General features: G+C 61.7%; 21 protein-coding genes. 10 read left to right on the top strand and 11 right to left on the bottom strand.

The genetic code is table 11. The features are described from left to right. Positions 1–135 precede the first annotated feature (135 nt). The 5 genes from topA to rpmG all read left to right on the top strand — a co-directional run bounded on the left by topA (position 136) and on the right by rpmG (position 7389). A complete protein-coding gene (gene topA / locus BBJ66_RS24420) occupies positions 136–2790 on the top strand; it encodes a type I DNA topoisomerase (RefSeq protein WP_071090494.1) in 2655 nt (884 codons plus the stop codon). A gap of 1 nt (position 2791) precedes the next feature. After that, positions 2792–5164: a ribonuclease R gene (gene rnr / locus BBJ66_RS24415; protein WP_071090492.1), complete on the top strand. Its 2373-nt coding sequence runs from the start codon at positions 2792–2794 to the stop codon at positions 5162–5164. Between the two features lie 69 nt (positions 5165–5233). Then, positions 5234–5686: a DUF983 domain-containing protein gene (locus tag BBJ66_RS24410; RefSeq protein ID WP_049734074.1), complete on the top strand. Its 453-nt coding sequence runs from the start codon at positions 5234–5236 to the stop codon at positions 5684–5686. A gap of 258 nt (positions 5687–5944) precedes the next feature. Next, positions 5945–7129: an MFS transporter gene (locus BBJ66_RS24405; protein ID WP_049734073.1), complete on the top strand. Its 1185-nt coding sequence runs from the start codon at positions 5945–5947 to the stop codon at positions 7127–7129. A 92-nt stretch (positions 7130–7221) separates the two neighbouring features. After that, positions 7222–7389 (top strand): 50S ribosomal protein L33, encoded by a 168-nt coding sequence (gene rpmG, locus BBJ66_RS24400; protein WP_003587245.1) that lies wholly within the window; start codon positions 7222–7224, stop codon positions 7387–7389. Positions 7390–8135: 746 nt separating this feature from the next. Here the strand turns inward: rpmG and BBJ66_RS24395 are convergent. Beyond that, positions 8136–9509 carry a PleD family two-component system response regulator gene (locus BBJ66_RS24395; RefSeq protein ID WP_049734072.1) on the bottom strand — a complete coding sequence of 458 codons (1374 nt, stop codon included), beginning with the start codon at positions 9507–9509 and terminating at the stop codon, positions 8136–8138. 18 nt (positions 9510–9527) lie between these two features. Then, positions 9528–9899: a response regulator gene (locus BBJ66_RS24390; RefSeq protein ID WP_003547430.1), complete on the bottom strand. Its 372-nt coding sequence runs from the start codon at positions 9897–9899 to the stop codon at positions 9528–9530. 133 nt (positions 9900–10032) lie between these two features. Here BBJ66_RS24390 and BBJ66_RS24385 point away from each other — a divergent pair, with 133 nt between their 5' ends. Further along, complete coding sequence (locus BBJ66_RS24385) at positions 10033–10341, top strand: DUF3572 domain-containing protein (protein WP_049734071.1); 309 nt, start codon at positions 10033–10035, stop codon at positions 10339–10341. A 2-nt stretch (positions 10342–10343) separates the two neighbouring features. Next, positions 10344–11021, top strand: coding sequence for a hypothetical protein (locus BBJ66_RS24380; protein WP_071090490.1), 678 nt, complete (start codon positions 10344–10346; stop codon positions 11019–11021). On the opposite strand, the gene BBJ66_RS24375 is transcribed toward BBJ66_RS24380, so the two are convergent. Then, positions 10996–11583 (bottom strand): GNAT family N-acetyltransferase, encoded by a 588-nt coding sequence (locus BBJ66_RS24375; RefSeq protein ID WP_071090487.1) that lies wholly within the window; start codon positions 11581–11583, stop codon positions 10996–10998. The genes BBJ66_RS24380 and BBJ66_RS24375 overlap by 26 nt on opposite strands. Before the next feature lie 75 nt (positions 11584–11658). Here BBJ66_RS24375 and BBJ66_RS24370 point away from each other — a divergent pair, with 75 nt between their 5' ends. Beyond that, on the top strand, positions 11659–12951 hold the full coding sequence (locus BBJ66_RS24370) for a DNA polymerase IV (RefSeq protein WP_071090599.1): 1293 nt from the start codon (positions 11659–11661) through the stop codon (positions 12949–12951). Positions 12952–13042: 91 nt separating this feature from the next. After that, entirely contained in the window at positions 13043–14299 is a 1257-nt protein-coding gene (locus BBJ66_RS24365) for a L,D-transpeptidase family protein (RefSeq protein ID WP_071090484.1), read from the top strand. 106 nt (positions 14300–14405) lie between these two features. Here the strand turns inward: BBJ66_RS24365 and dnaE are convergent, their stop codons facing one another. Then, entirely contained in the window at positions 14406–17903 is a 3498-nt protein-coding gene (gene dnaE, locus BBJ66_RS24360; protein ID WP_071090481.1) for a DNA polymerase III subunit alpha, read from the bottom strand. A 257-nt stretch (positions 17904–18160) separates the two neighbouring features. Further along, positions 18161–18415: a hypothetical protein gene (locus tag BBJ66_RS34790; protein ID WP_131819120.1), complete on the bottom strand. Its 255-nt coding sequence runs from the start codon at positions 18413–18415 to the stop codon at positions 18161–18163. Between BBJ66_RS34790 and BBJ66_RS24355 the strand changes: the two genes are divergently transcribed. Further along, positions 18405–18869 carry a DUF5680 domain-containing protein gene (locus BBJ66_RS24355; RefSeq protein ID WP_071090476.1) on the top strand — a complete coding sequence of 155 codons (465 nt, stop codon included), beginning with the start codon at positions 18405–18407 and terminating at the stop codon, positions 18867–18869. The genes BBJ66_RS34790 and BBJ66_RS24355 overlap by 11 nt on opposite strands. 8 nt (positions 18870–18877) lie before the next feature. On the opposite strand, the gene BBJ66_RS24350 is transcribed toward BBJ66_RS24355, so the two are convergent. From BBJ66_RS24350 to BBJ66_RS24325, 6 genes are all read right to left on the bottom strand, one after another. After that, the gene (locus BBJ66_RS24350) at positions 18878–19561 is read right to left on the bottom strand and encodes an ABC transporter ATP-binding protein (protein WP_049734065.1); all 684 of its coding nucleotides are present in this window, start codon (positions 19559–19561) and stop codon (positions 18878–18880) included. A 14-nt stretch (positions 19562–19575) separates the two neighbouring features. Beyond that, on the bottom strand, positions 19576–20880 hold the full coding sequence (locus tag BBJ66_RS24345) for a lipoprotein-releasing ABC transporter permease subunit (RefSeq protein ID WP_049734064.1): 1305 nt from the start codon (positions 20878–20880) through the stop codon (positions 19576–19578). 15 nt (positions 20881–20895) lie between these two features. Beyond that, positions 20896–22218 carry a proline--tRNA ligase gene (proS, locus tag BBJ66_RS24340; RefSeq protein WP_071090472.1) on the bottom strand — a complete coding sequence of 441 codons (1323 nt, stop codon included), beginning with the start codon at positions 22216–22218 and terminating at the stop codon, positions 20896–20898. Positions 22219–22809: 591 nt separating this feature from the next. Next, positions 22810–23085 carry a DUF1467 family protein gene (locus tag BBJ66_RS24335; RefSeq protein ID WP_049734062.1) on the bottom strand — a complete coding sequence of 92 codons (276 nt, stop codon included), beginning with the start codon at positions 23083–23085 and terminating at the stop codon, positions 22810–22812. A gap of 141 nt (positions 23086–23226) precedes the next feature. Further along, complete coding sequence (gene mce / locus BBJ66_RS24330; protein ID WP_049734061.1) at positions 23227–23631, bottom strand: methylmalonyl-CoA epimerase; 405 nt, start codon at positions 23629–23631, stop codon at positions 23227–23229. Between the two features lie 2 nt (positions 23632–23633). After that, entirely contained in the window at positions 23634–25304 is a 1671-nt protein-coding gene (locus BBJ66_RS24325) for a ribonuclease J (protein WP_071090470.1), read from the bottom strand. Positions 25305–25312 lie beyond the last annotated feature (8 nt).

Below are 25312 nucleotides of genomic sequence, written 5' to 3'. Positions count from 1 at the left end.
TGCAAGACGTAAAATTGTAGCAAACCCCTTGACCGCAGCGATTTCCCTGTCCATGTCGGAGGGCCGGTATCCATGTTGCGGTGTGTGTTGCGCTGGCTTCAACGCTGGCGTCGTTTCCTTTTTTAGAGAATCATCATGAATGTTGTAGTGGTGGAATCGCCTGCCAAGGCCAAGACGATCAACAAGTATCTGGGTTCGGGATACAAAGTGCTCGCCTCCTTCGGCCATGTGCGCGATCTGCCTGCCAAGGATGGCTCGGTCCTCCCCGATCAGGATTTCGAAATGCTTTGGGAGGTCGACGGGGCCTCGGCCAAGCGGATGAAGGACATCGCCGACGCGGTGAAATCCTCTGACGGCCTGTTTCTCGCGACCGACCCGGATCGCGAAGGCGAAGCGATTTCCTGGCACGTCCTCGACATGCTGAACAAGAAGCGGGTGCTGAACGGCAAGCCGGTCAAGCGCGTCGTCTTCAACGCGATCACCAAGAAGGCGGTGCTCGACGCGATGGCCGATCCGCGCGACATCGACGTGCCGCTGGTCGACGCCTATCTCGCCCGCCGCGCCCTCGACTATCTCGTCGGCTTCAATCTTTCCCCCGTGCTGTGGCGCAAGCTGCCCGGCGCGCGCTCGGCCGGCCGCGTCCAGTCTGTGGCGCTTCGCCTGGTCTGCGACCGCGAATCCGAGATCGAGCGCTTCATTTCGGAGGAATACTGGAACATCTCGGCGCTGCTGAAGACGCCGCGCGGCGACGAGTTCGAGGCAAGACTGGTTTCGGCAAACGGCAAACGGCTGCCGCCCCGCGCAATCGGCAACGGCGAGGATGCAGGCCGGCTGAAGGCCTTGCTGGACGGTGCGAGCTATGTCGTCGACACGGTCGAGGCGAAACCGGTCAAGCGCAACCCGGGACCGCCATTTACGACTTCGACTTTGCAGCAGGCCGCCTCCTCCAATCTCGGCTTTTCCGCCTCGCGCACCATGCAGATCGCCCAGAAGCTTTATGAAGGCGTCGATATCGGCGGCGAGACCGTCGGTCTCATCACCTATATGCGAACCGACGGCGTGCAGATGGCGCCCGAGGCGATCGATGCTGCGCGCCGCGCCATCGTCGATCAGTTCGGCGAGCGTTACATGCCTGAAAAGGCGCGCTTCTATTCCACCAAGGCCAAGAACGCCCAGGAGGCGCACGAGGCAATCCGCCCGACCGATTTCTACCGCTCGCCCGACCGCGTGCGCCAATTCCTCGATGCCGACCAGATCCGGCTCTATGACCTGATCTGGAAGCGCGGCATCGCCAGCCAGATGGCCTCGGCCGAAATCGAGCGCACGACGGCTGAAATCACCGCCGACAACAAGGGCGAGAAGGCCGGCCTGCGCGCCGTCGGCTCGGTCATCCGCTTCGACGGCTTCATTGCCGCCTATACCGATCAGAAGGAAGACGGCGAGCAGAGCGACGACGGCGACGAGGATGGCCGCCTGCCGGAGATCAATGCGCGCGAGACGCTCGCCAAGCAGAAGATCAATTCGACCCAGCATTTCACCGAGCCGCCGCCGCGCTACTCGGAAGCCTCGCTGATCAAGAAGATGGAAGAGCTCGGCATCGGCCGCCCCTCCACCTACGCGGCGACGCTGGCGACGCTGCGCGACCGCGACTATGTGACGATCGACAAGCGCAAGCTGATCCCGCAGGCCAAGGGCCGGCTGGTGACGGCCTTCCTCGAAAGCTTCTTCACCAAATATGTCGAATACGACTTCACCGCCGATCTCGAGGAAAAGCTCGACCGGATTTCCGCCGGCGAGCTGAACTGGAAGCAGGTGCTGCGCGATTTCTGGAAGGATTTCTTCGCCCAGATCGAAGACACCAAGGAACTGCGCGTCACCAACGTGCTCGATTCGCTGAACGAGGCGCTGGCGCCGCTGGTCTTCCCGAAGCGGGAGGATGGCAGCGATCCCCGGATCTGTCAGGTTTGCGGCACCGGCAACCTGTCGCTGAAGCTCGGCAAATACGGCGCCTTCGTTGGCTGCTCGAACTATCCGGAATGCAATTACACCCGCCAGCTCTCCTCCGAAAACGGCGGAGAGGCGGATGGTGCTGCCCTCAACGAGCCGAAGAACCTCGGCACCGATCCGACGACCGGCGAGGAACTGACGCTGCGTTCCGGCCGTTTCGGTCCCTATATCCAGCGCGGCGACGGCAAGGAAGCCAAGCGCGCTTCGCTGCCGAAGGGCTGGAAGCCTGAGGATATCGACTATGAAAAGGCGATGGCTTTGATTTCGCTGCCGCGCGATATCGGCAAACATCCGGAATCCGGCAAGATGATCTCGTCGGGCATTGGCCGCTATGGGCCGTTCCTTCTGCATGACGGCTCCTATGCTAATCTGGAAACGATTGAGGACGTGTTCTCGGTCGGCCTCAACCGCGCCGTGACCGTCATTGCCGAAAAGGCAAACCAGGCGCCTGGCCGGGGTTCGCGCGGCACGCCGGCGGCGTTGAAGACGCTCGGCGATCATCCCGATGGCGGCGCCATCACCGTTCGCGACGGCAAGTACGGGCCTTACGTCAACTGGGGCAAGGTCAACGCAACGCTGCCGAAGGGCAAGGATCCGCAGGCAATCACCGTCGAGGAGGCGCTCGCGCTGATCACCGAGAAGGCCGGCAAAGCGCCCGCCGGCAAAACGAGCAAGGCGAAAGCCAAGCCGAAGGCGGCGGCCGCCGAAGCCAAGACCACCAAGACGGCGGCCAAGCCAAAGGCAACGAAGGCGAAAGCGCCCGCGAAATCGAAAAAGAGCTGACGTGAGCAGAATACCGCGCGACAGAACGAACCCTTCGGGCAAGCGCCCGGGCAAGATCGGCCGTGCCGGCAAGGATGCTCCGGCCGTCGAGCCGCTGAACATCGTCCACGGCGCGCTGCCGTCGCGCGAGGTGATCCTGCGCTTCATCGCCGATCATCCGCAGAAAGCTTCCAAGCGTGAACTCGCCAAGGCTTTCGGCCTGAAGGGCGACAATCGCGTCGAGCTCAAGCACATGCTGCAGGAGCTCGAACAGGAAGGCATGCTGCAGAAGAACCGCAAGTCGCTGATCCGTCCCGGCGCGCTGCCGCCGGTCACCGTTCTCGATATCACCACGCGCGACAAGGACGGCGATCTGATCGGCCGGCCGGCGGAATGGCCTGAGGATCAGGGTGTCGCGCCCGCCGTCGCCATCCGCCAGCAATCGCCGGCCGGCCGCCAGGGCAAGGGCAAGGCGCCAGTCGCCGGCCTCGGCGACCGTATTCTGGCGAAGATTTTCCCGGCCGTCGATCGCGGCGGACCGGCCTATACGGCGCGGATCATCAAGGTGATCGACAAGCGCCGCGGCGCCTCGATGGGCGTTTTCCGCGCCGCACCCGGCGGTGGCGGCCGGCTGCTGCCGATCGAGCGGCGCGGCGAGGAAATGGTGATCGATCCAGACTTCACCGGCGGCGCCACGGATGGCGACTTGGTCGAGATTGAAGTCGCCCGCCTCGGCCGCTTCGGCCTGCCGCGCGCCAAGGTGCTTTCCGTCGTCGGTTCGGTCGGCTCGGAAAAGGCGATCTCGATGATCGCCATTCATGCGCATGGCATTCCGCATGTCTTCCCGCCTGCCGTTATCGCGGAGGCGGAGGAGGCAAAGCCCGCCACCATGTCGCATCGCGAGGACTGGCGCGACGTGCCGCTGATCACCATCGATCCGGCCGATGCCAAGGATCACGACGACGCTGTCTATGCCGAACTCGACCCCTCGCCCGACAATCCCGGCGGCGTCATCGTCACCGTCGCGATTGCCGACGTCTCCTGGTATGTCCGCCCCAAGTCGCCGCTCGACCGTGAGGCGCTGAAGCGCGGCAACTCGGTTTATTTCCCGGATCGCGTCGTGCCGATGCTGCCGGAGCGCATCTCCAACGATCTCTGCTCGCTGAAGGAAGGCGTCGACCGGCCGGCGCTTGCCGTGCGCATGAGCTTCTCCGGCGAAGGCCGCAAGATCGGCCACACGTTTCATCGCATCATGATGAAGAGCGCGGCCAAGCTCTCCTATCAGCAGGCGCAGGCGGCGATCGACGGCAAGCCGGACGATAAGACCGGGCCGATGCTCGAGCCGATCCTGAAGCCGCTCTGGCACGCCTATGAGGTGATGAAGCGCGGACGCGACCGGCGCCAGCCGCTGGAACTCGACATGCCGGAGCGCAAGATCCTGCTGAAACCCGACGGCACCGTCGATCGGGTCCACGTGCCGCCGCGACTCGACGCGCACAAGCTGATCGAGGAGATGATGATCCAGGCGAACGTCGCAGCCGCCGAGACCCTGGAAAAGAAACGTCAGCCGCTGATCTACCGCATCCATGACGGCCCGACGCTTGCCAAGCAGGAAATCCTGCGCGAATTCCTGGCGACGCTCGGCATCCCCCTTGCCAAGGGCGGCAACATGCGCGCCAACAATTTCAACGGCATTCTGGCAAAGGCGGACGGCACGCCGCACCAGACCATGGTCAACGAGATGGTGCTGCGCTCGCAGAGCCAGGCGATCTACGGCCCGGAGAATATCGGCCATTTCGGCCTCAACCTGATGAAATACGCGCATTTCACCTCACCGATCCGCCGTTACGCCGACCTCATCGTGCATCGCGCCCTCGTCGGCTCGCTCGGCTTCGGCGACGGCGGCATCACGACTGAGGAAGAGGCTGTTCTCGACGATATCGCTGCCGAAATCTCGACCTTCGAGCGCCGGGCGATGGCAGCCGAACGCGAGACGGTCGACCGGCTGATCGCGCATCATCTCAGCGGCCGCGTCGGCGAGGAATTTGCCGGGCGGGTCTCGGGCGTTACGAAATCCGGGCTTTTTATCGCCCTGCCGGAGTATGGCGCCGACGGTTTCGTTCCAATATCCACGCTCGGCACCGATTATTTCATCTATGACGAGGCGCATCAGGCGCTCTCGGGTGAAAGAACGGGGCTCGGCTATCGCCTTGGCGACAACGTCACGGTGAAGCTTGCCGAAGCGATCCCGCTTGCCGGCGCGCTGCGCTTCGAGATGATCAGCGAGGGCCGCGAGATGCCGACGGCGGCGCGCTCCTTCCACAAGGCGGGGCGCCGCGACAGGGGCCAGGTCCGCAAGAAGCCCGGAACGCGGCCGCCGCGCGGGCGGCGTTAGGGTATTCTGCGAAACTGCATCGGGCATGCATCACAGGCCCATGCTTTCGGCCTAAAAGAGGAACTTACCATGGGCACATCGACCGATCCGACCGTGCGCTACGGCGATAGGCCGGAGACCGAGCGGCCGCTGGGGCGTTCCATCATGCGCGGGCTGATGAACCGTTGCCCGGCCTGCGGCAGCGGCAAACTTTTCCGCGCCTTCCTGAAGCCGGTCGATCATTGCGCGTCCTGCGGCGAGGCGATGCATCATCAACGCGCCGACGACCTGCCGCCCTATATCGTCATCCTCGTTCTCGGCCATGTCGTGGTCGGTGGCTATATGCTGACGGACCTGACTTTCGTGCTGCCGGTATGGGCGCATATTGCCATCTGGGCGCCGATCACCGTCATCACCGCGCTTGCCTCGATCCAGCCGATCAAGGGCGGCGTCATCGGCCTGCAATGGGCGCTGCGCATGCACGGTTTCGGCGGCGAGAGCGACGGACCTGATGATTATGACATTGCCGGACGCCCGGATTGAGCGCCTTCACCTTCCAGACATATTTGACGTGTAGTGCCAGCGCTCCACCGACCACCACCTGAATGCGGCAGCCGACGATCCTCAACGACCCGACATGGTAAGCATTTCTTGGCCGAACGGGCTTTACATTCCGCAGATGGTCCCTCACATCGGAAAATACTGCGAAGCGGCATCCGTCACCCGGATTTGGCACGTCTGTGTCTATCTATTCGACGGGAACCGGCCGATTCGCTCGCGCAGCTTTCTAAGGATGGATAAATGTCTCAGCCGAGAAACGGCACACCGGGCGATGTCGAGGAAATCCATTGGCCTTCTCTGGTGGCAGCCGTCTCGTCCATATCGGCCGTCGGCATAGCAATCGGCCTCGGACTCCCGCTTCTCAGCATCATCCTGGAAAAACGCGGCATCTCGTCCACCCTGATCGGGCTCAACACGGCGATGGCAGGGGTCGCGGCGATGGCCGCCGCGCCCATCACCACCAAGCTCGCCCATAAATACGGCGTTGCGCCGACCATGCTCTGGGCGGTGCTGATTTCGGCACTGAGCGCACTCGGTTTCTATTATGCCGAGGATTTCTGGATGTGGTTTCCGCTGCGCTTCGCCTTCCACGGGGCAACGACGACGCTGTTCATCCTCTCCGAATTCTGGATCAACGCCGCCTCGCCGCCGTCCAAACGCGGCTTCGTGCTCGGCATCTATGCGACCGTGCTTTCGCTCGGGTTCGCAGCCGGGCCGCTGCTGTTTTCGATCCTCGGCAGCGACGGCATCTTCCCTTTCCTGATCGGCGCCAGTGCCATCCTGCTTGCCGCCATTCCGATCTTCATCGCCCGCGACGAAAGCCCTGTGCTCGAGGAAAAACCGGAGCTGCATTTCATGCGCTACGTTTTCCTGGTTCCGACGGCGACGGCGGCGGTTTTCATCTTCGGCGCGGTCGAAGCCGGCGGTCTGTCGCTCTTCCCGATCTTTGCGGTGCGCGCCCATTTCACCGAATCACAGGCAGCGCTTCTGCTCACCATGATGGGCGTCGGCAACATCATCTTCCAGATCCCGCTCGGCCTGCTCTCCGACCGCATCTCCGACAAGCGGCCGCTTCTGGCCGGCATGGCGCTGATGGGCTTCATCGGCTCGATGCTGCTGCCCCTGCTGCTCGACAACTGGCTGCTGATGGCCGGGCTCCTGCTTTTCTGGGGCGGCTGTGTCTCCGGTCTCTATACGGTCGGCCTCAGCCATCTCGGCTCGCGGCTGACGGGTTCCGATCTTGCCGCGGCCAATGCCGCCTTCGTCTTCTGTTATGCGATGGGAACCGTGGCCGGGCCGCAGGCGATCGGCGCAGCGATCGATGTCGCCGGAAATAACGGTTTTGCCTGGGCAATTGCCGCCTTCTTCGGCTTTTACGCCCTACTTTCCGGCATCAGACTGATGTTCATTCGAAAACGGACTTGACTTTTCGGGCGGGATTCGTAGTTTCGCGCCAGAATTTGCCGTGGAGCCCATCCGGCTTCCACGGCTTTCATTTTCTTAAAGGCAGGACGACCATGGCCAAGGCTACAACAATCAAGATCAAGCTGCTGTCGACAGCCGACACCGGTTTCTTCTACGTCACGACCAAGAACAGCCGTACGATGACGGACAAGATGACGAAGACGAAGTACGACCCGATTGCTAAGAAGCATGTCGAGTTCAAGGAAACCAAGATCAAGTAATCACTTGATCTGCGGATTTCGCAAAAAGCGCGCGCCCTCGGGTTGCGCGTTTTTTATTGCCCGAAATGCCCTCCTTGAAGATGATAGCGCAAACAGAAAAACGCCGCCCTTCCATCTTCGGGAAGTGGCGGCGTTTTCTTGAAAGGGGGTCGGCCAGCATGCAAAACGGCACGAGGAACCGCTATAACTTGCCTACTAGCCGACCGACCCCACGACCCAGGAGATGCGGCGGACCTGAGCATCATGGGGTATCGACAACTCCTCAGCGGGAGCGCTTCTCTTATGAGCCGATAATTTGCGCAAAAATGAAAGAAAATCAACAAATTCTTAATGATGATTTTTGCGGACTTGATTCTATGGTTAAAAGTGCAGTTTTGGTACATACAAAGATTTATCGACTCTGCTTAGGGATGAAGCCTAGACGTCGCCCCACCGAAGAAATTCGACAATATAGCGTAATAACTTACACCTCCCCTTCCCCTAGGTGAGGTGAGGCTGCGGCACTCTATTTTCCCCAATCGGCAGACAGCGCTTTTTATAGTGGCAATTTCATTTTTAGCTATGGCCGGACGCTTCCAAAACTATCGGGCAACGGCACATGCGCAGCAAAGCCGAAAATCCTTTTTTGGGCTATTTGATCGCAAACTTTTCACGCCACGCTGTGCGGGCGAGCATTAAAAATGTGTAACAATCCGCTTACCACGGTGGAAAACCCATAAACGGCACATAAGGCGGCAGATGATTCGTCAGGCGGCCGCAGCGACGACGCGATTGCGGCCGGTGTTCTTGGCTTCGTAAAGCGCAAGATCCGCCTGCTTCATCAGCTGATCGGGGGTCAGCACCGAGCCGATACGCGAGGCGATGCCGAAGGACGCGGTAACGTTCAGCGCCTCTCCCGAATGTTTCAGCCGGAAGGGTGCACTTTCGACGGCCGCGCGCAGGCGCTCGGCGACAGTGGCGGCAATTTCCGGCGAGGTATCCGGCATGACGACGACGAACTCCTCTCCGCCGTAGCGGCAGGCGAGGTCGGCGCCGCGGATGGTCGAGCGGACGCGATTGGCAAATTCCCGCAGCACCTCGTCGCCGCCGTCGTGGCCATAGGTGTCGTTCACCTGCTTGAAGCGGTCGATATCGGTGATCAGCACCGAGAGCGGCCGGCCCCGCGCCATCGAACGGTTGAAGAGCACGTTCAGGTGATTGTCGAGATAACGCCGGTTATAAAGCCCGGTCAGCGGATCGGTCACGGCCAGCTCGATCGTCTGCTTGACGCTGGCGCGCAGGCGGTCGTTGCAGCGCTTGCGGCGGATTTGCGTCAGGCTGCGGGCAACCAGCTCGTTGGGATCGACCGGGCGAATGATGTAGTCGTTGACGCCGAGATCGAGCGCCCGCACGACCATCTCGTCGGCACCCTGCTCGGTAATGATCAGGATCGGCAGAAAGCGCGTGCGCTCCAGCGAGCGCAACTGCGAGCAGAGGCGCAGCGGATCGTAATCGTCGAAATTGGCGTTGACGATGACGAGATCGAACGGGCTTTCAGCCGCTTCGAAGAGGGCTGCCTGCGGATCGGAAAGGGCAAGCACGTCGGCAACGGGCTTCAGCGCCTTGATGATGCGCTCCTGCGAATTGGCGCGGCCGTCGACGAGCAGGATCTGGCCGGTCTCGTCGGCGCGGCCCTCGCCTGCCCGCATGAGGTCGTCGATGCCCATCGTATGGGCAGTGTCGGCGCGGATGCGCAGCTCATCGCTCAACGTCTTCAACCGCAGCAGGCTCTTCACCCGGGAGATCAGCTGCAGATCATTGACCGGCTTGGTGAGGAAATCGTCGGCGCCGGCCTTCAGGCCGCGGACGCGATCGGCCGGCTGATCAAGTGCCGTGACCATGACGACAGGAATATGGGCGGTCTTGCGGCTGGCCTTCAGCCGCTCGCAGACCTCGAAACCGTCTATGCCGGGCATCATGATATCGAGCAGGATGAGATCGACTTGGTTGCGCTCGCAGATCGCCAGCGCCGTGTAACCGTCGGCTGCGGTCATCACGTCGAAGTACTCCGCAAGCAGCCGTGCTTCGAGCAGCTTCACGTTGGCCGGAATATCGTCAACCACCAGTATTCGCGCAGTCATAATCGTCTTTCCGATGCGTCAGGCATCGCCCAGATAGGTCTTGATCGTCTCAATGAATTTCGGAACCGAGATCGGCTTGGAAACATAGGCCTCGCAGCCGCCCTGGCGGATCCGCTCCTCGTCGCCCTTCATCGCGAATGCCGTGACGGCGATGACGGGAATCACGTGCAGTTCGTCGTCTTCCTTCAGCCATTTGGTGACTTCGAGGCCCGAGACCTCGGGAAGCTGAATATCCATCAGAATGAGGTCGGGGCGATGCTTGCGCGCCAGATCCAGCGCTTCCATGCCATTTCTGGTCTGGATCGTCGTATAACCGGACGCCTCGATGAGGTCGCGAAAGAGCTTCATGTTGAGCTCGTTATCTTCTACAATCATCACCTGTTTGGGCATGACAAGCTGTCCCTACGTCCGTTCGCGCAGCGGTTGGTCCCCATGAGAAAGGCACATGCGGACAATGGCTCCGTGAAACCGATAGCGCACGCTAGCGGCATTTGGTTGAAGAAAAGGTAACTTACCCCTCGAAATGCAAAGCAACTTCAAGACTTCGAAACAACAGGCCGCCGACCCGCACGCGACCGCGATCGCCGTGCTCGGCTGGCTTGCCGACGATCCCGACATGTTCGGCCGCTTCCTTGCGCTGACGGGCGTGACTCCCGGCCAGGTGCGCAGCGCCGTCAACGATCCCGGCTTCCTCGCCGGCATGATGGATTTCCTGATGAACCACGAACCGACGGCGATGGCTTTCTGCGCGGCGAGCGGCATCAGCCCGGAGACGGTGACCGCCGCCTGGCAGCATTTCTCCTCGCCCGGCCTCGATTCCGGGGAATACTGACGGTGACCGGCGTAAGAGAATTCGATATCTCGCATATCCGGCTCGGCGAAAGGCCGCTGATCGTCTGCGACGTCGACGATGTCGTGCTGCAATTCATCGGCCCGTTCCAGCTTTTCCTGCAAAGCCAGGGTCATGCATTTCTGCCGCGCTCGTTCCGGCTCCACGGCAACATCGTCTCGCAGGCCGATGGCGCGGAGATCGAGGACCAGCAGGTCAGCCGGCTGATCGAGGAGTTTTTCGAGGCGCAGGAGCAGTGGCAGACGCCGCTCGACCGCGTCGTCGAAACGCTCGGCCGGCTTTCGCAAGCCGCCGACGTGCTTTTCCTGACGGCCATGCAGCCGCGGTTCCAGGACCAGCGCCGCCGCCTGCTCGACCGGATCGGCCTGCTTTTTCCGCTGCTTGCCAGCGAAGAGCCCAAGGGGCCGATCGTTCACGCATTGCATGCCAGCCGCTCCCTTCCCGTCGTCTTCATCGATGATATGGCGCGCAATCTGCATTCCGTCAGGGACCATGTTGCCGATTGCCTGCTGATTCACCTGATGCCCGATTCGCCCGTCCATCGTTTCGCGCCGGCCGCCGCCGACGGCATCACCCGCGTGAGCGACTGGGCGCATGCGGCCGCGCTGATCGAGGCGCATTTCCTTGCCGGCGCGTTCAACCCCGCAGCTCCAGCCGCATGAGCGGACGGCCATCCTTGCGCCGCGCCACCGTCTCGAAACCGGCCGCATCGAAGATCGCCGTCGAGCCGATGCAGAGGGTCACCGATTTCGACTGCTTCACATGATCGATCGGACAGGCTTCGAGCAACCGCGCGCCCTGGCACCGCGCATGATCGATCGCTAGGGAAAGCAGGCGATGGCTCATTCCCCTGCCGCGTAAGCTCGGCAGCAGGAAGAAGCAACTGACGGCCCAGATCGACGGATCATATGCATCGCCCTCCTCCAGCGGCCGCGAGACTGTGCGCGGCGAATTGAACTGCGGCACGTCATGGCGCGGCCCGACCTGCACCCAGGCGACCGGGGCGCCGTCGGCATAACAGAGAATGCCCGGCGGCGGCCCGGCCTTGATCCGGTCGTGCATATGCAGCTTGCGCTCATCGGCCGCCATCTTCGTTCTTACCGCATGCGGCAGGCGCAGCGCGACGCACCAGCAATTATAGAAGGCACCCTGCGGCCCGAACAGGGTTTCGAAATCGTCCCAGCGTTCTGCCGTTACCGGCTCGAAACGAAGATCGTTATCCAAAGCAAAGCTCCCGGCCTCTCTTGAGACTCGGAAGCTTAGGGCGTAATGTCGCGGCGTTCAATCTTTGTTCTCATGATGACGCCCGCGCCCGACAAGACACCCGGCTTCTGTCGCGACTGCCTTGCCGAGCAGAAGGGCGAGGCGCGCCGCTGCGTGTCCTGCGGCAGCCCGCGGCTGGTACGCCATCGGGAGCTCTACGCATTGACGCTGGCGCATATCGATTGCGACGCCTTCTATGCGGCCGTCGAGAAACGCGACAATCCTGAACTTGCCGACAAGCCGGTGATCATCGGTGGCGGCAAACGCGGCGTCGTCTCCACCGCCTGCTATATCGCCCGCATCCACGGGGTGCGTTCGGCGATGCCGATGTTCAAGGCGCTGGAAGCGTGCCCCGAAGCGATCGTCATTCGTCCCGACATGGAGAAATATGTCCGGGTCGGACGGCAGGTGCGCGCCATGATGCAGGATCTGACGCCGCTGGTGCAGCCGCTGTCGATCGACGAGGCCTTCCTGGAGCTAGGTGGCACCGAGAGGCTGCATCACGACCCGCCGGCCCGCACGCTCGCCAAATTCGCCCGCCGGGTCGAAAAGGAGATCGGCATCAGCGTTTCGGTCGGGCTTTCCTATTGCAAATTCCTCGCCAAGGTCGCCTCTGACCTGCAGAAACCGCGTGGCTTTTCCGTCATCGGCCGCGAAGAAGCCGTCGAGTTCCTGGCGCCGCGTCCGGTCACCACGATCTGGGGCGTCGGCAAGGCCTTTGCGGCGACGCTGGAGGCGGATGGCATCCGCACCATCGGCCAGTTGCAGCAGATGGAGGAGAACGATCTGATGCGCCGTTACGGCAGCATCGGCCAGCGGCTCGCCCGGCTGTCGCGCGGGATCGACGACCGTGAAGTGCATCTCAACGATGCGGCCAAGAGCGTTTCATCAGAGACCACCTTCTTCGAAGACATCTGGCGTTATGACGATCTGGTCCCCATCCTGCGCAATCTTTCGGAAAAGGTCTCCTGGCGGCTGAAGAAAAACGACATCGCCGGCCAGACCGTGGTCCTGAAGATGAAGACCGCCGACTTCAAGATACGGACGCGCAACCGCAAGCTCGAAGACCCGACCCAGCTTACCGACCGGATCTTTCGCATCGGGCTCGAGCTTCTCGAAAAGGAGACCGACGGCACGAAGTTCCGGCTGCTCGGCATCGGCGTCAGCGATCTCGGCGATGCCGCACGCGCCGATCCGCCCGACCTCATCGACCGGCAGTCGGGGCGGCGGGCGGCGGCCGAAGCGGCGATGGACAAGCTGCGCGACAAGTTCGGCAAGAACACTGTCGAAACCGGCTACACCTTCGGCAGCGGCAAGCGCGATCACTAAAGCGTGAGCCGTGCGCGCCGCGCGGCCTATAAAATCTTCCTTAAACTTCGTCCCATAATGTGCCGGCTAGTATTGCGTATGGTTGGCTATCATGTTCTCGCGTCTTGTCTTCGGCCTCGGCTTGCTGTCGGCCACCGCACTCGTGCACCCTGCTCTTGCGGCGGATGCGCGCACGCTGCAGATCATCGTCTCGAAGGACAAGCAGTCGCTTGCGGTCTATGACGGCACCGAGGTCGTCGCGACGTCGAAGGTCTCGACCGGCAAGGACGGGCACACGACGCCGAGCGGCATCTTCTCGGTGCTGGAAAAGCAGAAATACCACGAATCCAATCTCTACTCGAACGCGCCGATGCCCTTCATGCAAAGGCTGACATGGTCGGGCATTGCGCTGCATGAATCCAATTCCGTGCCGCGTTATCCGGCCTCGCATGGCTGCGTGCGCATGCCCGGAACTTTTGCAAAAAAGCTTTACGGGATGACCGAGCCCGGCATTCCCGTCATCATCAGCGACGGCGAAGTGGTGCCGCAGCCGATCGACCATCCGACTCTTTTCCATCCGCAGGGGCCGGCGCAGATGCTGCTGCTTTCGGATGTCGAACTGCGGCCCTCGATGCCCGACAGCGCGGGGACACCGGTGCAGGTGGCGATGAACGACACGGCTGCGATGCCGATGCCGGCAGCGCCGCTGGTAGCCGCGCCCGAAGCCGAACCGCCGTCCGAGCCGATCAGCATGCTGATCACCCGCCGCACGCTGCGCGAGACGGTGATCGACATCCAGACACTGCTCAACCAGCTCGGCTTTTCCGCCGGCGATCCGGACGGCTTGCTCGGGCCGTCGACCGTGCAGGCGATCAAGTCTTTCAAGACGCTGCGGCCGGCGGAATTTGCCGGCGACAGGAGCCTGGTCTCCGACACGCTACTCAAATCCGTCTATGCGGCGACCGGCAAGGGTGAACCGCCGAACGGCGTCATCATGGTGCGCCAGGCGTTCAAGCCGATCTTCGAAGCCCCGGTGACGATTGCCGATCCCGGACTGGCGCTCGGCACGCATTTCTTCGCGCTGCATGCACTCGATGAAAATGCCGGTACGGCGGATTGGCTCGGCATCACGCTCCAAAACAATCTCTCCCGCGAGACGATGAAACGGCTCGGCGTCACCAATCAGGAAAGCTCAATCGTCAGCGGCAGGCCGATCGCCCGGTCGCTCAGCCGCATCACGATCCCCGACGAGACCCGCCGCAGGATCGAGGCGCTGATCGCGCCCGGCTCGACGCTGACGATCTCCGATACCGGCCTCGGCCGGGAGACCGGCGAAGGCACGGATTTCATCACCATCACAAGGGGTTGATGATCCCTAGCTAGGGCGATAAACCATCGCCCGGGATAAACCATCGCCCGTGGCGATAACCATCACCCAAGGTGATATGCGTCACTTAAGGTGAGGCGCATCACTTCTAGACAAGCTCGACATCGACGACGCCGGGGGCGGCGCGAAGCGCGGCGGCGATCTCAGGGGTGATGCGGTATTTCTCCGCCAGCGCCACTTCCACCTCGCGTTTGCCATCCTCCTTGATGACGATGAAGGAAACGAGGCCGTCGCCCTTGGCGTTGAGATGGCCGGCGACCATCTTCAGCGGCCCGGAATCTCTGACATAGACGCGCAGCGCCTTCTGCATCTGCAGCGATTTTTCCTCCAGCGACTGGATCGTCTGGATGCGCAGGCCGATGCCCTCCGGCCGCTCCTCCCCCGTCGCGGTCAGCACGAAGGATTTTCCCGACTCCAGCACGTCGCGATACTGGTTGAGCATTTCTGAAAACAGCACCGCCTCGAACTGGCCGGAGGAATCGGAAAAGACGATGATGCCCATCTTGTTGCCGGTGCGGGTCTTGCGCTCCTGCTTCGAAATGACGGTGCCGGCGAGGCGCGCATTGAAGGCGCCCTGTTTGATCGCCTGGGAAAATTCGGCAAAGGTCTGCACCCGCATCTTCTGCAGGAGGTTGTTGTAGGAATCGAGCGGATGTGCGGTGAGGTAGAAGCCCAGCACCTGAAATTCCTTGAGCAGCCGCTCGGAGGCAAGCCAGGGCGAAAACGGCGGCAGGGAAATTTTTTCAGGCCCCGAGGTCAGAGTGCTGCCGAATATGTCCGACTGGCCGCTCAGCTTGTTTTCCTGGGCGCGCTGGGCATAACCGAGGATGCGGTCGAGGCCGGCTGACAACTGGGCGCGGTCGGTGCCGAAACAATCGAAGGCGCCGGCAAAGATCAGGCTTTCGAGCACGCGGCGGTTGACTTGGCGCGGATCGATGCGCAGGCAAAAATCCTCGATGCCGGCAAAAGGCTTATCGCCACGCACCTCGACGATATGGTCGACGGCGGATTCGCCGACGCCCTTGAGGGCGGCCAACGCATAATAGATGCGGTTGTCGCCGGTCTGGAAATGGCGGAAGGAAGTCTGCACCGAGGGGGCGATCACCTCGATGCCGAGGCGCTTGGCATCCTGGCGGAAATCATTGACCTTTTCCGTGTTGGACATGTCGAGCGTCATCGAGGCGGCGAGGAATTCGACCGGATAATGCGCCTTCATATAGGCCGTCTGGTAGGAGACGATGGCGTAGGCGGCGGCATGCGACTTGTTGAAGCCGTAATTGGCGAACTTCGCCAGCAACTCGAAGATATTGTCGGCTTGCGGCTTCGATACGCCGTTCTTGACGGCGCCGACGACGAAGCGTTCGCGCTGCTGGTCCATCTCGGCCTTGATCTTTTTGCCCATGGCGCGGCGCAGAAGATCGGCTTCTCCAAGCGAGTAGCCGGACAGGACCTGGGCGATCTGCATCACCTGTTCCTGATAGACGATGACGCCTTGGGTTTCCTTGAGCAGGTGGTCGATCATCGGATGGATCGATTCCAGCTCTTCGTCCCCGTGCTTGCGGGCATTGTAGGTCGGGATGTTTTCCATCGGACCCGGGCGGTAAAGCGCCACCAGTGCGATGATGTCCTCGATGCAGTCCGGCTTCATGCCGATCAGCGCCTTGCGCATGCCGGCGCTTTCCACCTGGAACACGCCGACCGTCTCACCGCGCGACAGCATTTCGTAGGTTATCTTGTCGTCCAGCGGAATGGCCGCGAGATCGACATTGATGCCGCGCTTGGCAACGAAATCGACGGCGACCTTCAGCACCGTCAGCGTCTTCAGGCCGAGGAAGTCGAATTTGACGAGGCCGGCCTGCTCCACCCACTTCATGTTGAACTGGGTGACCGGCATGTCGGAGCGCGGATCGCGGTACATCGGCACCAGCTTGGACAGCGGGCGGTCGCCGATGACGATGCCGGCGGCATGCGTCGAGGCATGCCGGTAAAGCCCCTCGATCTTCTGGGCAATGTCGAGCAGGCGCGCGACGACCGGCTCCTTCGCCGCCTCTTCCTGCAGCTTCGGCTCCTCCTCGATCGCCTTGGAGAGCGGCGTCGGATTGGCCGGATTGTTCGGCACCAGCTTGCAGATCTTGTCGACCTGGCCGTAGGGCATCTCAAGCACGCGGCCGACGTCGCGAAGGGCAGCGCGCGCCTGCAGCGAACCGAAGGTGATGATCTGCGCCACCTGCTCGCGGCCATACTTGGCCTGGACGTAGCGGATCACCTCTTCGCGGCGGTCCTGGCAGAAGTCGATGTCGAAGTCCGGCATCGAGACGCGTTCCGGATTAAGGAAGCGTTCGAAGAGCAGCGAAAACCGCAGCGGATCGACGTCGGTGATCGTCAAAGCGTAGGCGACCAGGGAACCAGCGCCGGAACCGCGGCCGGGACCGACCGGAATGTCGTGCTGCTTGGCCCATTTGATGAAGTCGGCAACGATCAGGAAGTAACCGGGAAAACGCATGCGCTCGATGACGCTGAGTTCGAAATCCAGCCGCTCTCGATATTCCTTCTCGTCGTAACCCGGCGACATGCCGAGCGTGGCAAGCCGCATGTCCAGCCCTTCCACCGCCTGGCGCCGCAACTCGCTCGCCTCGGCGCGTTCGGCCTCCTCGGCATCGTCGGTCGCACCGGTGAAGCGCGGCAGGATCGGCTTTCGCGTCTTCAGCACGAAGGAACAGCGCCTGGCGATCTCGATCGTGTTCTCCAGCGCTTCCGGCAGATCGGCGAAGAGTTTGGCCATCTCGGCCCGGCTCTTCAGATAATGGTCCGGCGTCAGGCGAAAGCGGCTGTCGTCGGAGACGATGGCATTATGGGCGACCGCCATCAGCGCATCATGGGCGTCGTAATCGTCGCGTGTCGGAAAGAAGGCCTCGTTGGTGGCGACCAGCGGCAGGTCATTGCTATAGGCGAGCGCGATGATCTTCTGCTCGTGACGTTTGTCGTAGGTGCCGTGCCGCTGCAATTCGACATAGAGCCGGTCGCCGAAGAGGCGTTTCAGCGCCAGCAGCCGGGCCTCCCCTTGCGCGGGATGGCCCTCCCGGATCGCCGCGTCGACCGGCCCGGTCAGGGCGCCGGTCAGGGCGATCAGCCCTTCCGTGCCGGCCTCCTCCAGCCAGGACGCGCGGATATGGATAGCCTGGTTGCTGTCGCCGCCGAGATAGGCGCGGCTGACGAGATCGACGAGCCGTTCGTAACCGGCATCCGTGGCGGCGAGAAGAACGATCGACGGCAGCTTGACCAGCGCCTGCTGGCCGCCGCGCTTTTCCGTTTCCAGACCGTCTTCCATGTCTATCGAGACCTGGCAGCCGATGATCGGCTGCAGGCCTTCGTCCATCGCCTTCTGGGAGAATTCCAGCGCGATGAACAGATTGTTGGTATCGGTGATGGCGATCGCCGGCTGGCTGTCGCCGGTCGCCTTGTAAAGGATCTTCTTCAGCGGCAAGGCGCCTTCGAGAAGCGAATAGGCGGAGTGGACCCTCAGATGGATGAAGCTCGGCGTGCCGCCGATCGCCTCACCCGTAGAACCCTTTGCCGTATCCGCCATGTCATGCCTTCCCAATCACCCGAATGAATCGGACGCATTGTCGGCATAGAGGGCGATGATGTCCAGAAGAAGTCCCGCGTCCGGACCGCATGATTGCCATGCGGTCCCCTGAAAACTTTAGATCGCCATGACGATGAGCGAGAAGCTGGCAACGAACATTGCGATGGAGGTGAATGCTGCGATATCACGGATCATGTCAGTCATTTGGCTCTCCTTTACTCGTTATGTTTTTAATTTGTTCGATGTATGTTCCATTGTCAACAGGAATCTTTTCCTTCTTTCTTGCGTTTGAAAAACCCGAAACGCGCATTGCGAATCGGCAGGCGGCAGCGAGCGATCCGATTGGGCGGCTCCTCCCCTTCCCGATCCGTGACGGATCGGACACGCTGCCCGAGCGCCCGACCGCCTCTCACGGCGACCGCCTGTTTTTGGCTTCCGTTCTGTTTTTGTTCTTTACATGCCACAGCATCTTTGCCAGCATCCGGTCGAGAGGAGAACGGCATGTTCGACATTGCGATGCTCAATGAATTCGTCGTGGAGGCCAAGGCTGCGACCTATGTCGGCGGCGGCGTGGCGCGCGCGCCCTGCCGGCCGGGCGCTCACGATATCGGCTATGAGCGCGGCGACTGGCGCTATCTCGACAGTTATTTCGGCGGCACCGATTTCGCCGGACAGGAGGTTGTCTGGTTTGCCGGCGAACCCGTCTGGGTGATGAATTATTTCGGTTGGATCGTTGCGCTTGAGCTCATCGACGGCGCTGCCGCCGGTGCGGTGATCAAGGCGGCACTTTCAGCCATGTATCGGCAGGGACGCTTTCTCGGCGGCATGGAATTCGACCATCCGCTCGGCCGCTATCTCGATCGCAGCGAAGGGAACTGCGAGCGGTTCAGCGGCAATGAATGCATCATGGTCGACTTCAGGAAAGCCTATATGCTCGAATATCGCGGCGGATTGGTCGTCCCCTAATTTCAGTGTCAGAAGTCGACGACCTTGCCATCCGAGATCGTCACACGCCGATCCATGCGGCGGGCGAGCTCGTGATTGTGGGTGGCGATGAGGGCCGCGAGGCCGGACTGGCGCACCAGCGCCTCCAGCGCGTCGAAGACGTAACTTGCCGTTTCCGGGTCGAGATTGCCGGTCGGCTCATCGGCAAGAAGCAGGGTCGGTGCATTGGCGACGGCGCGGGCGATCGCCACGCGCTGCTGCTCGCCGCCGGAAAGCTCGCCGGGCCGATGGGCGCCGCGGTGGCCGATGCGCATATAATCGAGAAGCTGGCCGGCCCGCTCGCCGGCTTCCTTCCAGGACAGCCCGGCGATCAGTTGCGGCATCATGATGTTTTCGAGCGCGGAGAATTCCGGCAGCAGGTGGTGAAACTGGTAGACGAAGCCGATTTCACTGCGGCGGATCGCGGTGCGCTTCTCATCGCTCAGGCCATCACAGGCATGGCCGTTGATGTTGACCTCGCCGCCGTCCGGATGCTCCAGCAGGCCGGCGATATGCAGCAGGGTCGATTTGCCGGTGCCGGAGGGAGCGACAAGAGCGACGATCTCGCCCTTCGACATCGAAAAATCCGCGCCCTTCAGGATCGGGAGCAGCGTATCGCCCTGCCCGTAATGGCGCTCGACGCCGGTAAGCTTGAGAACGACGTTGCGTTTCATGAAGGCGGCATTCCTTATTCGTAGCGCAGGGCCTGCACCGGATCGAGCCTGGAGGCGCGCCAGGCGGGGAAGATCGTCGCGATGAAAGAGAGCGTCAGCGCCATGACGACGATCGAGATGGTTTCGCTGAGCTGCATCTCGGCCGGCAGCTGGCTGAGGAAATAGACCTGCGGATTGAAGATCACCGTGCCTGAAATCCAGGAGAAGAACTGGCGGATGGATTCGATGTTGACGCAGACGAGGACGCCGAGCAGCACGCCGGCAACAGTGCCAACGATCCCGATCGCCGCCCCGGTCATGAAGAAGATGCGCATGATCGCGCCGGCGCTGGCGCCCATGGTGCGCAGAATGGCGATATCGCTGCTCTTGTCCTTCACGAGCATGATCAGGCCGGAGATGATGTTCAGCGCCGCCACCAGCACGATCAGCGTCAGGATCATGAACATGACGTTGCGCTCGACCTGCAACGCCGAGAAGAAGGTCTGATTGCGCTGGCGCCAGTCGGTGAGGTTGATCTGGCGGCCAGCCGCCTCTTCCACCTTCGGCCTCAAAGCGTCGATATCGTCGGGGTGATCGACGAAAAGCTCGATCGACTGCACCAAACCCTCGGCATTGAAATAAAGCTGCGCTTCCTCGAGCGGCATGAAGATGATCGAGGAATCATATTCCGACATGCCGATCTCGAAGAGGCCGGAGATCTTGTAGGACTTGACGCGCGGGCTGACGCCCATCGGCGTGATGTCACCATCCGGCGACGTCAGCGTGATAAGGTCGCCGACGCTCAGGCCGAGCTGGTTGGCCATGCCGGTGCCGATCAGCACGCCCTGCCCGGAGGCAAAACCGACCATGTCGCCGGATTTGATGTTCCCTGAGATTGTTTTGAGCTTGGTCAAGTCCTCGGCGCGGGCACCGCGCACCAGCGCGCCGGTGCTGCCGCCGGCCTGGGCGGAGGCGAGCACCTGGCCTTCCACCAAAGGCAGCGCCATCTTGACGCCGGGCACGGCAGCGAGCCTGCTGGAGAGGTCGGCGTAATCGGTGAAGGGGCCATCCGACGGCTGGACGATCATATGGCCGTTAATGCCGAGGATGCGCGAGACGAGCTCGGTGCGAAAGCCGTTCATTACGGCCATGACGATGATCAGCGTTGCAACGCCGAGCATGATGCCGACGAAGGAGAAGCCGGCAATCACCGAGATGAAGGCTTCCTTGCGCCGGGCGCGCAGATAGCGCCAGGCCACGAGGCGTTCGAAGGTGGAAAATGGCTTGCCAGCCGGACCCAAGCCGGATTTTGAACTCCGGTCCACTGCTGCCTCTGCCATTTCGCCTCCGTTTCCTTAAGCCACGAACCTGTTGATCGCCGCTTCGATGGTCATCGTTTCGCGGGCGCCGGTCTTGCGGTCCTTTACCTCGACTTCGCCGTTTGCGACCGCGCGCGGGCCGGCGATGATCTGGAAAGGCACCCCAATCAGGTCGGCAGTCGCGAATTTCGTGCCGGCCCGGTCGTCGGTATCGTCGTAGAGCACATCCTTGCCGGCCTTGGTGAGCGCGGCATAGATCAGCTCGCAGGTATCGTCGCAGGCCTGATCGCCCGCCTTCATGTTGATCACCACGATATCGAACGGCGCAACCGAGGCCGGCCAGATGATTCCGTTTTCGTCATGCGATGCTTCGATGATGGCGGGAACAAGGCGGGTCGGGCCGATACCGTAGGAACCCATGTGAACGAAGTGTTCCTTGCCGTCGGGCCCCTGCACTTTCGCGCCCATCGCCTCGGAATATTTCGTGCCGAAATAGAAGATATGGCCGACTTCGATGCCGCGCGCCGACAGGCGGTCGCCTTCGGGAACGGCGTTGAAGGCCGCCTCGTCGTGCATTTCCGAGGTCGCTGCATAGAGCGAGGTCCACTTGTCGAAGATCGCCTTCAGGCCCTCAACGCTGTCGAAATCGGTGCGGTCGTCGGGAATATCGAAGCCGACGAAATCCTTGTGGCAGAACACTTCGGATTCGCCGGTGTCGGCGAGGATGATGAATTCATGGCTGAGATTGCCACCGATCGGGCCGGTGTCGGCACGCATCGGGATGGCGCGCAGGCCGAGCCGGTCGAAGGTTCTGAGGTAGGCGGCGAACATCTTGTTGTAGGAATGCTCCGCCCCTTCGCGCGTCAGATCGAAGGAATAGGCATCCTTCATCATGAATTCGCGCGAGCGCATGGTGCCGAAGCGCGGACGGATCTCGTCACGGAACTTCAGCTGGATGTGATAGAGATTGAGCGGCAGGTCCTTGTAGGACTTGACGGAGGAGCGGAAAATATCCGTCACCATCTCCTCGTTGGTGGGGCCATAGAGCATCGGCCGATCCTGCCGGTCCTTGATGCGCAGCATCTCCTTGCCATAGGCGTCGTAGCGGCCGCTTTCCTGCCAGAGTTCGGCCGACTGCAGGGTCGGCATCGACAGCTCGATGGCGCCGGCCCGGTTCTGCTCGTCGCGGATAATGGCGTTGACCTTGTCGAGCACGCGTTTGCCGAGCGGCAGCCAGGAATAGATGCCCTGCGACTGCTGGCGGATCATGCCGGCGCGCAGCATCAGCCGATGGGAGACGATTTCCGCCTCCTTGGGGTTTTCCTTGAGGATGGGCATGAAATAACGGGACAGACGCATGGCGGATTCCGAAGCAGTTGAGATCCCGCAGCGGGCGGAATCGAAAGACAATGGTTAACGTCGGGAGGTTCATAGCCGCTTCGCGGCAGGAAGGAAACCCGCAACTGATGCCGGCAACCTCCCCGAAGCGCATGTACGCAGCCACAAAATGAAAGGGCGTCAAAAAGCGCGTGTTTATAAGGACTTGAACGAAAGTCCTGTCAACAGAAAAATTTTACTAGAGTGTAGCAAAAATGCAAAAAAAGCTGATGACAAAGCCCAATGTTTGAGCTAGCTTTAGCTCACAAAACAGGCAAGAGAGATAAATTCTTGCCAAATTCGCGGTCAAGTCTTGGGAGGATCAGATCTTAGGCGCGCTCGTCGCTGCCCCGGCAACGGTTACGGATCACGCGATACTTAAAACAAGGCTTCTGGCCTTGTTTTTTTTTGGCTTTTAGACTTCACCCTATCCTGGAAATCCGGCCAACTTCCGTAAGGGAATGATCCTCATTCCCTTACGCCAGCTCTTTGCCGCAATGGCATGACGCTGGTATGACGAAGTTCGCTTTTTAATAATATACATATGCCCAAAGTTTGGGCAAAAGCGGACCCTTAGTAGAAGCTCGGCCCGAGTTGTGGAAGAGCATCGAAGCCCCAGCCGAAATACGTGTCGCAGACATACCAGGTGCCGTAGATCAGAGCCGAAATCAGCGTCGTCAGCGAAAAGGTGAAGACGGCGCGAAAGCGGCTCGGCGCGCTCGGAACAGTGCCCAGCACGACGTCATTGTCCTCAGCCTGGGTGCGCAGGCCGATCGGCAGGACAGCGAAAAGCGTCATCCACCAGACGATGAAGTAGACGGCAAATCCCTGTAGAAAAATCTGGAGCATTGGGGTTCCCGATAGTGTCGCGCCGACGGACGCAACAGACGTTCTGTCACTTTGAGCTAGGCGCCCTTATACGGCGGAATGGCAGCCAACTCAAAGCGGATGATGCGCTTGAGCGCCTCGGGGGCATTCTGCCGCAGGGGGTCACGCCTGTTCGAGTTCGATCAGCGTGCCGAAAAAATCCTTGGGGTGCAGAAAAAGCACCGGCTTGCCATGCGCGCCGGTCTTCGGCCGGCCATCGCCGAGCACCCTCGCCCCGGCCGCAACCAGCCGGTCACGGGCGAGAATGATATCGTCCACCTCGTAGCAGATGTGGTGCATGCCGCCGGACGGGTTCTTTTCGAGGAAGGCTGCGATCGGCGAGGCTTCGCCAAGCGGCTGCAGCAATTCGACCTTGGTGTTCGGCAATTCGACGAAGACGACGGTGACTCCGTGTTCCGGCAGAGCCTGCGGCTGCGATACCGCAGCGCCCAGCGTGTCGCGATAGGCGGCCGTCGCCGCTGCCAGATCGGCAACGGCGATGGCGATGTGGTTTACCCGGCCGAGCATGGTCAGACCTTGGTGACGAAGGCGGTGACGACGGGCTTCTTGCCCCAGGCATGGTTGGCAGCGGCGCGGATCGCCCGGCGCACTGCCTCCTGCACCATGTCGATATCCTTGCGGCGGGCGCGCGGAATGCTTTCGATGGCGCTGATCGCCGCTTCGAAGAGCGTATCTTCCATCTCCTCGCCCTCGTCGTCATAAACAGGCAGGCCGATCGAAACGAGATCGGGATCGCCGATGATGTCATAGCGAGCGTCGAGCACAACGCTGACCGCGACATGACCGACATAGGAGAGCTTCTTGCGCTCGCCGATCCCCATCTCGTCGAAATCGCCGATCAGCGTACCGTCCTTGTAGATGCGGCCATGCGGCGCCTCGCCGATCACCTCGACGGGACCGGGCGCCAGCCGCAGGATATCGCCGTTGCGCACACGCGGCACGATCGCGATGCCGGATTGCTCGGCAAGTTCCTTGTGCGCCGTCAGATGCGTCGCCTCGCCATGCACCGGCACGACGATCTTCGGCCGCGTCCACTCGTACATCCGCTGCAGCTCGTTGCGGCGGGGATGGCCGGAGACGTGAACCAGCGCCTCGCTATCGGTGATGATGTGCACGCCCTGCTCGACAAGGCCGTTCTTGATGTCCTGGATCGCCTTCTCGTTGCCGGGAATGGCGCGGGAGGAAAAGACGACGATATCACCTGCCGCAAAGGCCACATTGCGCATCTCGTCGCGGGAGAGCTTGGCAAGCGCTGCCCGCGCCTCGCCCTGGCTGCCGGTCAGGATGACGACGACCTTGTCGCGCGGGATGTAGCCGTATTCCTCCTCGGAGATGAAAGGCTTCACGCCCTCCATCAGGCCGATATCCTGGGCGACGTCGACGACCCGCTTCAGCGAGCTGCCGAGCAGCAGCACTTCGCGGCCGGCCGCCTCGGCCGCTTCGGCAACGGTGCGGATGCGCCCGACATTCGACGAGAAGGTGGTGATCGCCACCCGGCCTTCGGCATTCTCGATGATCTTGCGCAGGCTTTCCGACACATCCTTTTCGGAGGGCGAGACGCCGTCGCGTAGCGCGTTGGTGGAATCGCACATCAGCGCCAGAACGCCCTCGTCGCCGAGCTGGCGGAACCGCGTCTCATCGGTCAGTGGGCCGAGCGAGGGCTCGTGGTCGATCTTCCAGTCGCCGGTATGGATGACGTTGCCGGCTGGCGTGCGGATCATCAGCGACATCGGCTCGGGGATCGAATGGTTGACGGCCACGCCTTCGATGCTGAAGGGGCCGACATTGATCGTATCGCCTGCCTTGAACGGCGTCACCGGCACTTCGCCGATCCTCGCCTTCTCGAAGTTGCGCTTGGCTTCGAGCAGGCCTGCGGTAAAGCCCGAGGCATAGACCGGCACGTTCAAGCCCGGCCAGAGATCGGCGAGCGCGCCATAGTGATCTTCATGCGCATGAGTGATAATGATCGCTTTGAGGTTCTTGCGCTCACTGGCGAGGAAGCGGATATCGGGCAGCACGAGATCGACGCCCGGCAGGTCGGGGCCGGGAAAGGTGACACCGCAATCGACCATGATCCACTGGCGATGCTCGGGCGGGCCGTAGCCGTAAAGAGCGAGATTCATGCCGATCTCGCCAACGCCGCCCAGAGGCAGGAATACCAACTCGTCCTGTTTCGCCATAATTTTCG

Origin of the sequence: Rhizobium sp. RSm-3, from assembly GCF_001854685.1 — a bacterium.
Classification (GTDB): domain Bacteria; phylum Pseudomonadota; class Alphaproteobacteria; order Rhizobiales; family Rhizobiaceae; genus Rhizobium; species Rhizobium ecuadorense.
The sequence above is the reverse complement of the archived record's forward strand: the minus strand, read 5'-3'. Positions and strand labels throughout refer to the sequence as shown.

Coding starts and splice junctions, on each gene's coding strand:
- proS (WP_071090472.1), bottom strand. CDS start 22,218: ATGCGTCTGTCCCGTTATTTCATGCCCATCCTCAAGGAAAACCCCAAG.
- BBJ66_RS24385 (WP_049734071.1), top strand. CDS start 10,033: ATGCAAAGCAACTTCAAGACTTCGAAACAACAGGCCGCCGACCCGCAC.
- BBJ66_RS24390 (WP_003547430.1), bottom strand. CDS start 9,899: ATGCCCAAACAGGTGATGATTGTAGAAGATAACGAGCTCAACATGAAG.
- BBJ66_RS34790 (WP_131819120.1), bottom strand. CDS start 18,415: ATGTCGAACATGCCGTTCTCCTCTCGACCGGATGCTGGCAAAGATGCT.
- BBJ66_RS24350 (WP_049734065.1), bottom strand. CDS start 19,561: ATGAAACGCAACGTCGTTCTCAAGCTTACCGGCGTCGAGCGCCATTAC.
- BBJ66_RS24370 (WP_071090599.1), top strand. CDS start 11,659: ATGACGCCCGCGCCCGACAAGACACCCGGCTTCTGTCGCGACTGCCTT.
- BBJ66_RS24325 (WP_071090470.1), bottom strand. CDS start 25,304: ATGGCGAAACAGGACGAGTTGGTATTCCTGCCTCTGGGCGGCGTTGGC.
- BBJ66_RS24355 (WP_071090476.1), top strand. CDS start 18,405: ATGTTCGACATTGCGATGCTCAATGAATTCGTCGTGGAGGCCAAGGCT.
- BBJ66_RS24335 (WP_049734062.1), bottom strand. CDS start 23,085: ATGCTCCAGATTTTTCTACAGGGATTTGCCGTCTACTTCATCGTCTGG.
- BBJ66_RS24365 (WP_071090484.1), top strand. CDS start 13,043: ATGTTCTCGCGTCTTGTCTTCGGCCTCGGCTTGCTGTCGGCCACCGCA.
- mce (WP_049734061.1), bottom strand. CDS start 23,631: ATGCTCGGCCGGGTAAACCACATCGCCATCGCCGTTGCCGATCTGGCA.
- BBJ66_RS24395 (WP_049734072.1), bottom strand. CDS start 9,509: ATGACTGCGCGAATACTGGTGGTTGACGATATTCCGGCCAACGTGAAG.
- BBJ66_RS24410 (WP_049734074.1), top strand. CDS start 5,234: ATGGGCACATCGACCGATCCGACCGTGCGCTACGGCGATAGGCCGGAG.
- dnaE (WP_071090481.1), bottom strand. CDS start 17,903: ATGGCGGATACGGCAAAGGGTTCTACGGGTGAGGCGATCGGCGGCACG.
- rpmG (WP_003587245.1), top strand. CDS start 7,222: ATGGCCAAGGCTACAACAATCAAGATCAAGCTGCTGTCGACAGCCGAC.
- BBJ66_RS24405 (WP_049734073.1), top strand. CDS start 5,945: ATGTCTCAGCCGAGAAACGGCACACCGGGCGATGTCGAGGAAATCCAT.
- BBJ66_RS24345 (WP_049734064.1), bottom strand. CDS start 20,880: ATGGCAGAGGCAGCAGTGGACCGGAGTTCAAAATCCGGCTTGGGTCCG.
- topA (WP_071090494.1), top strand. CDS start 136: ATGAATGTTGTAGTGGTGGAATCGCCTGCCAAGGCCAAGACGATCAAC.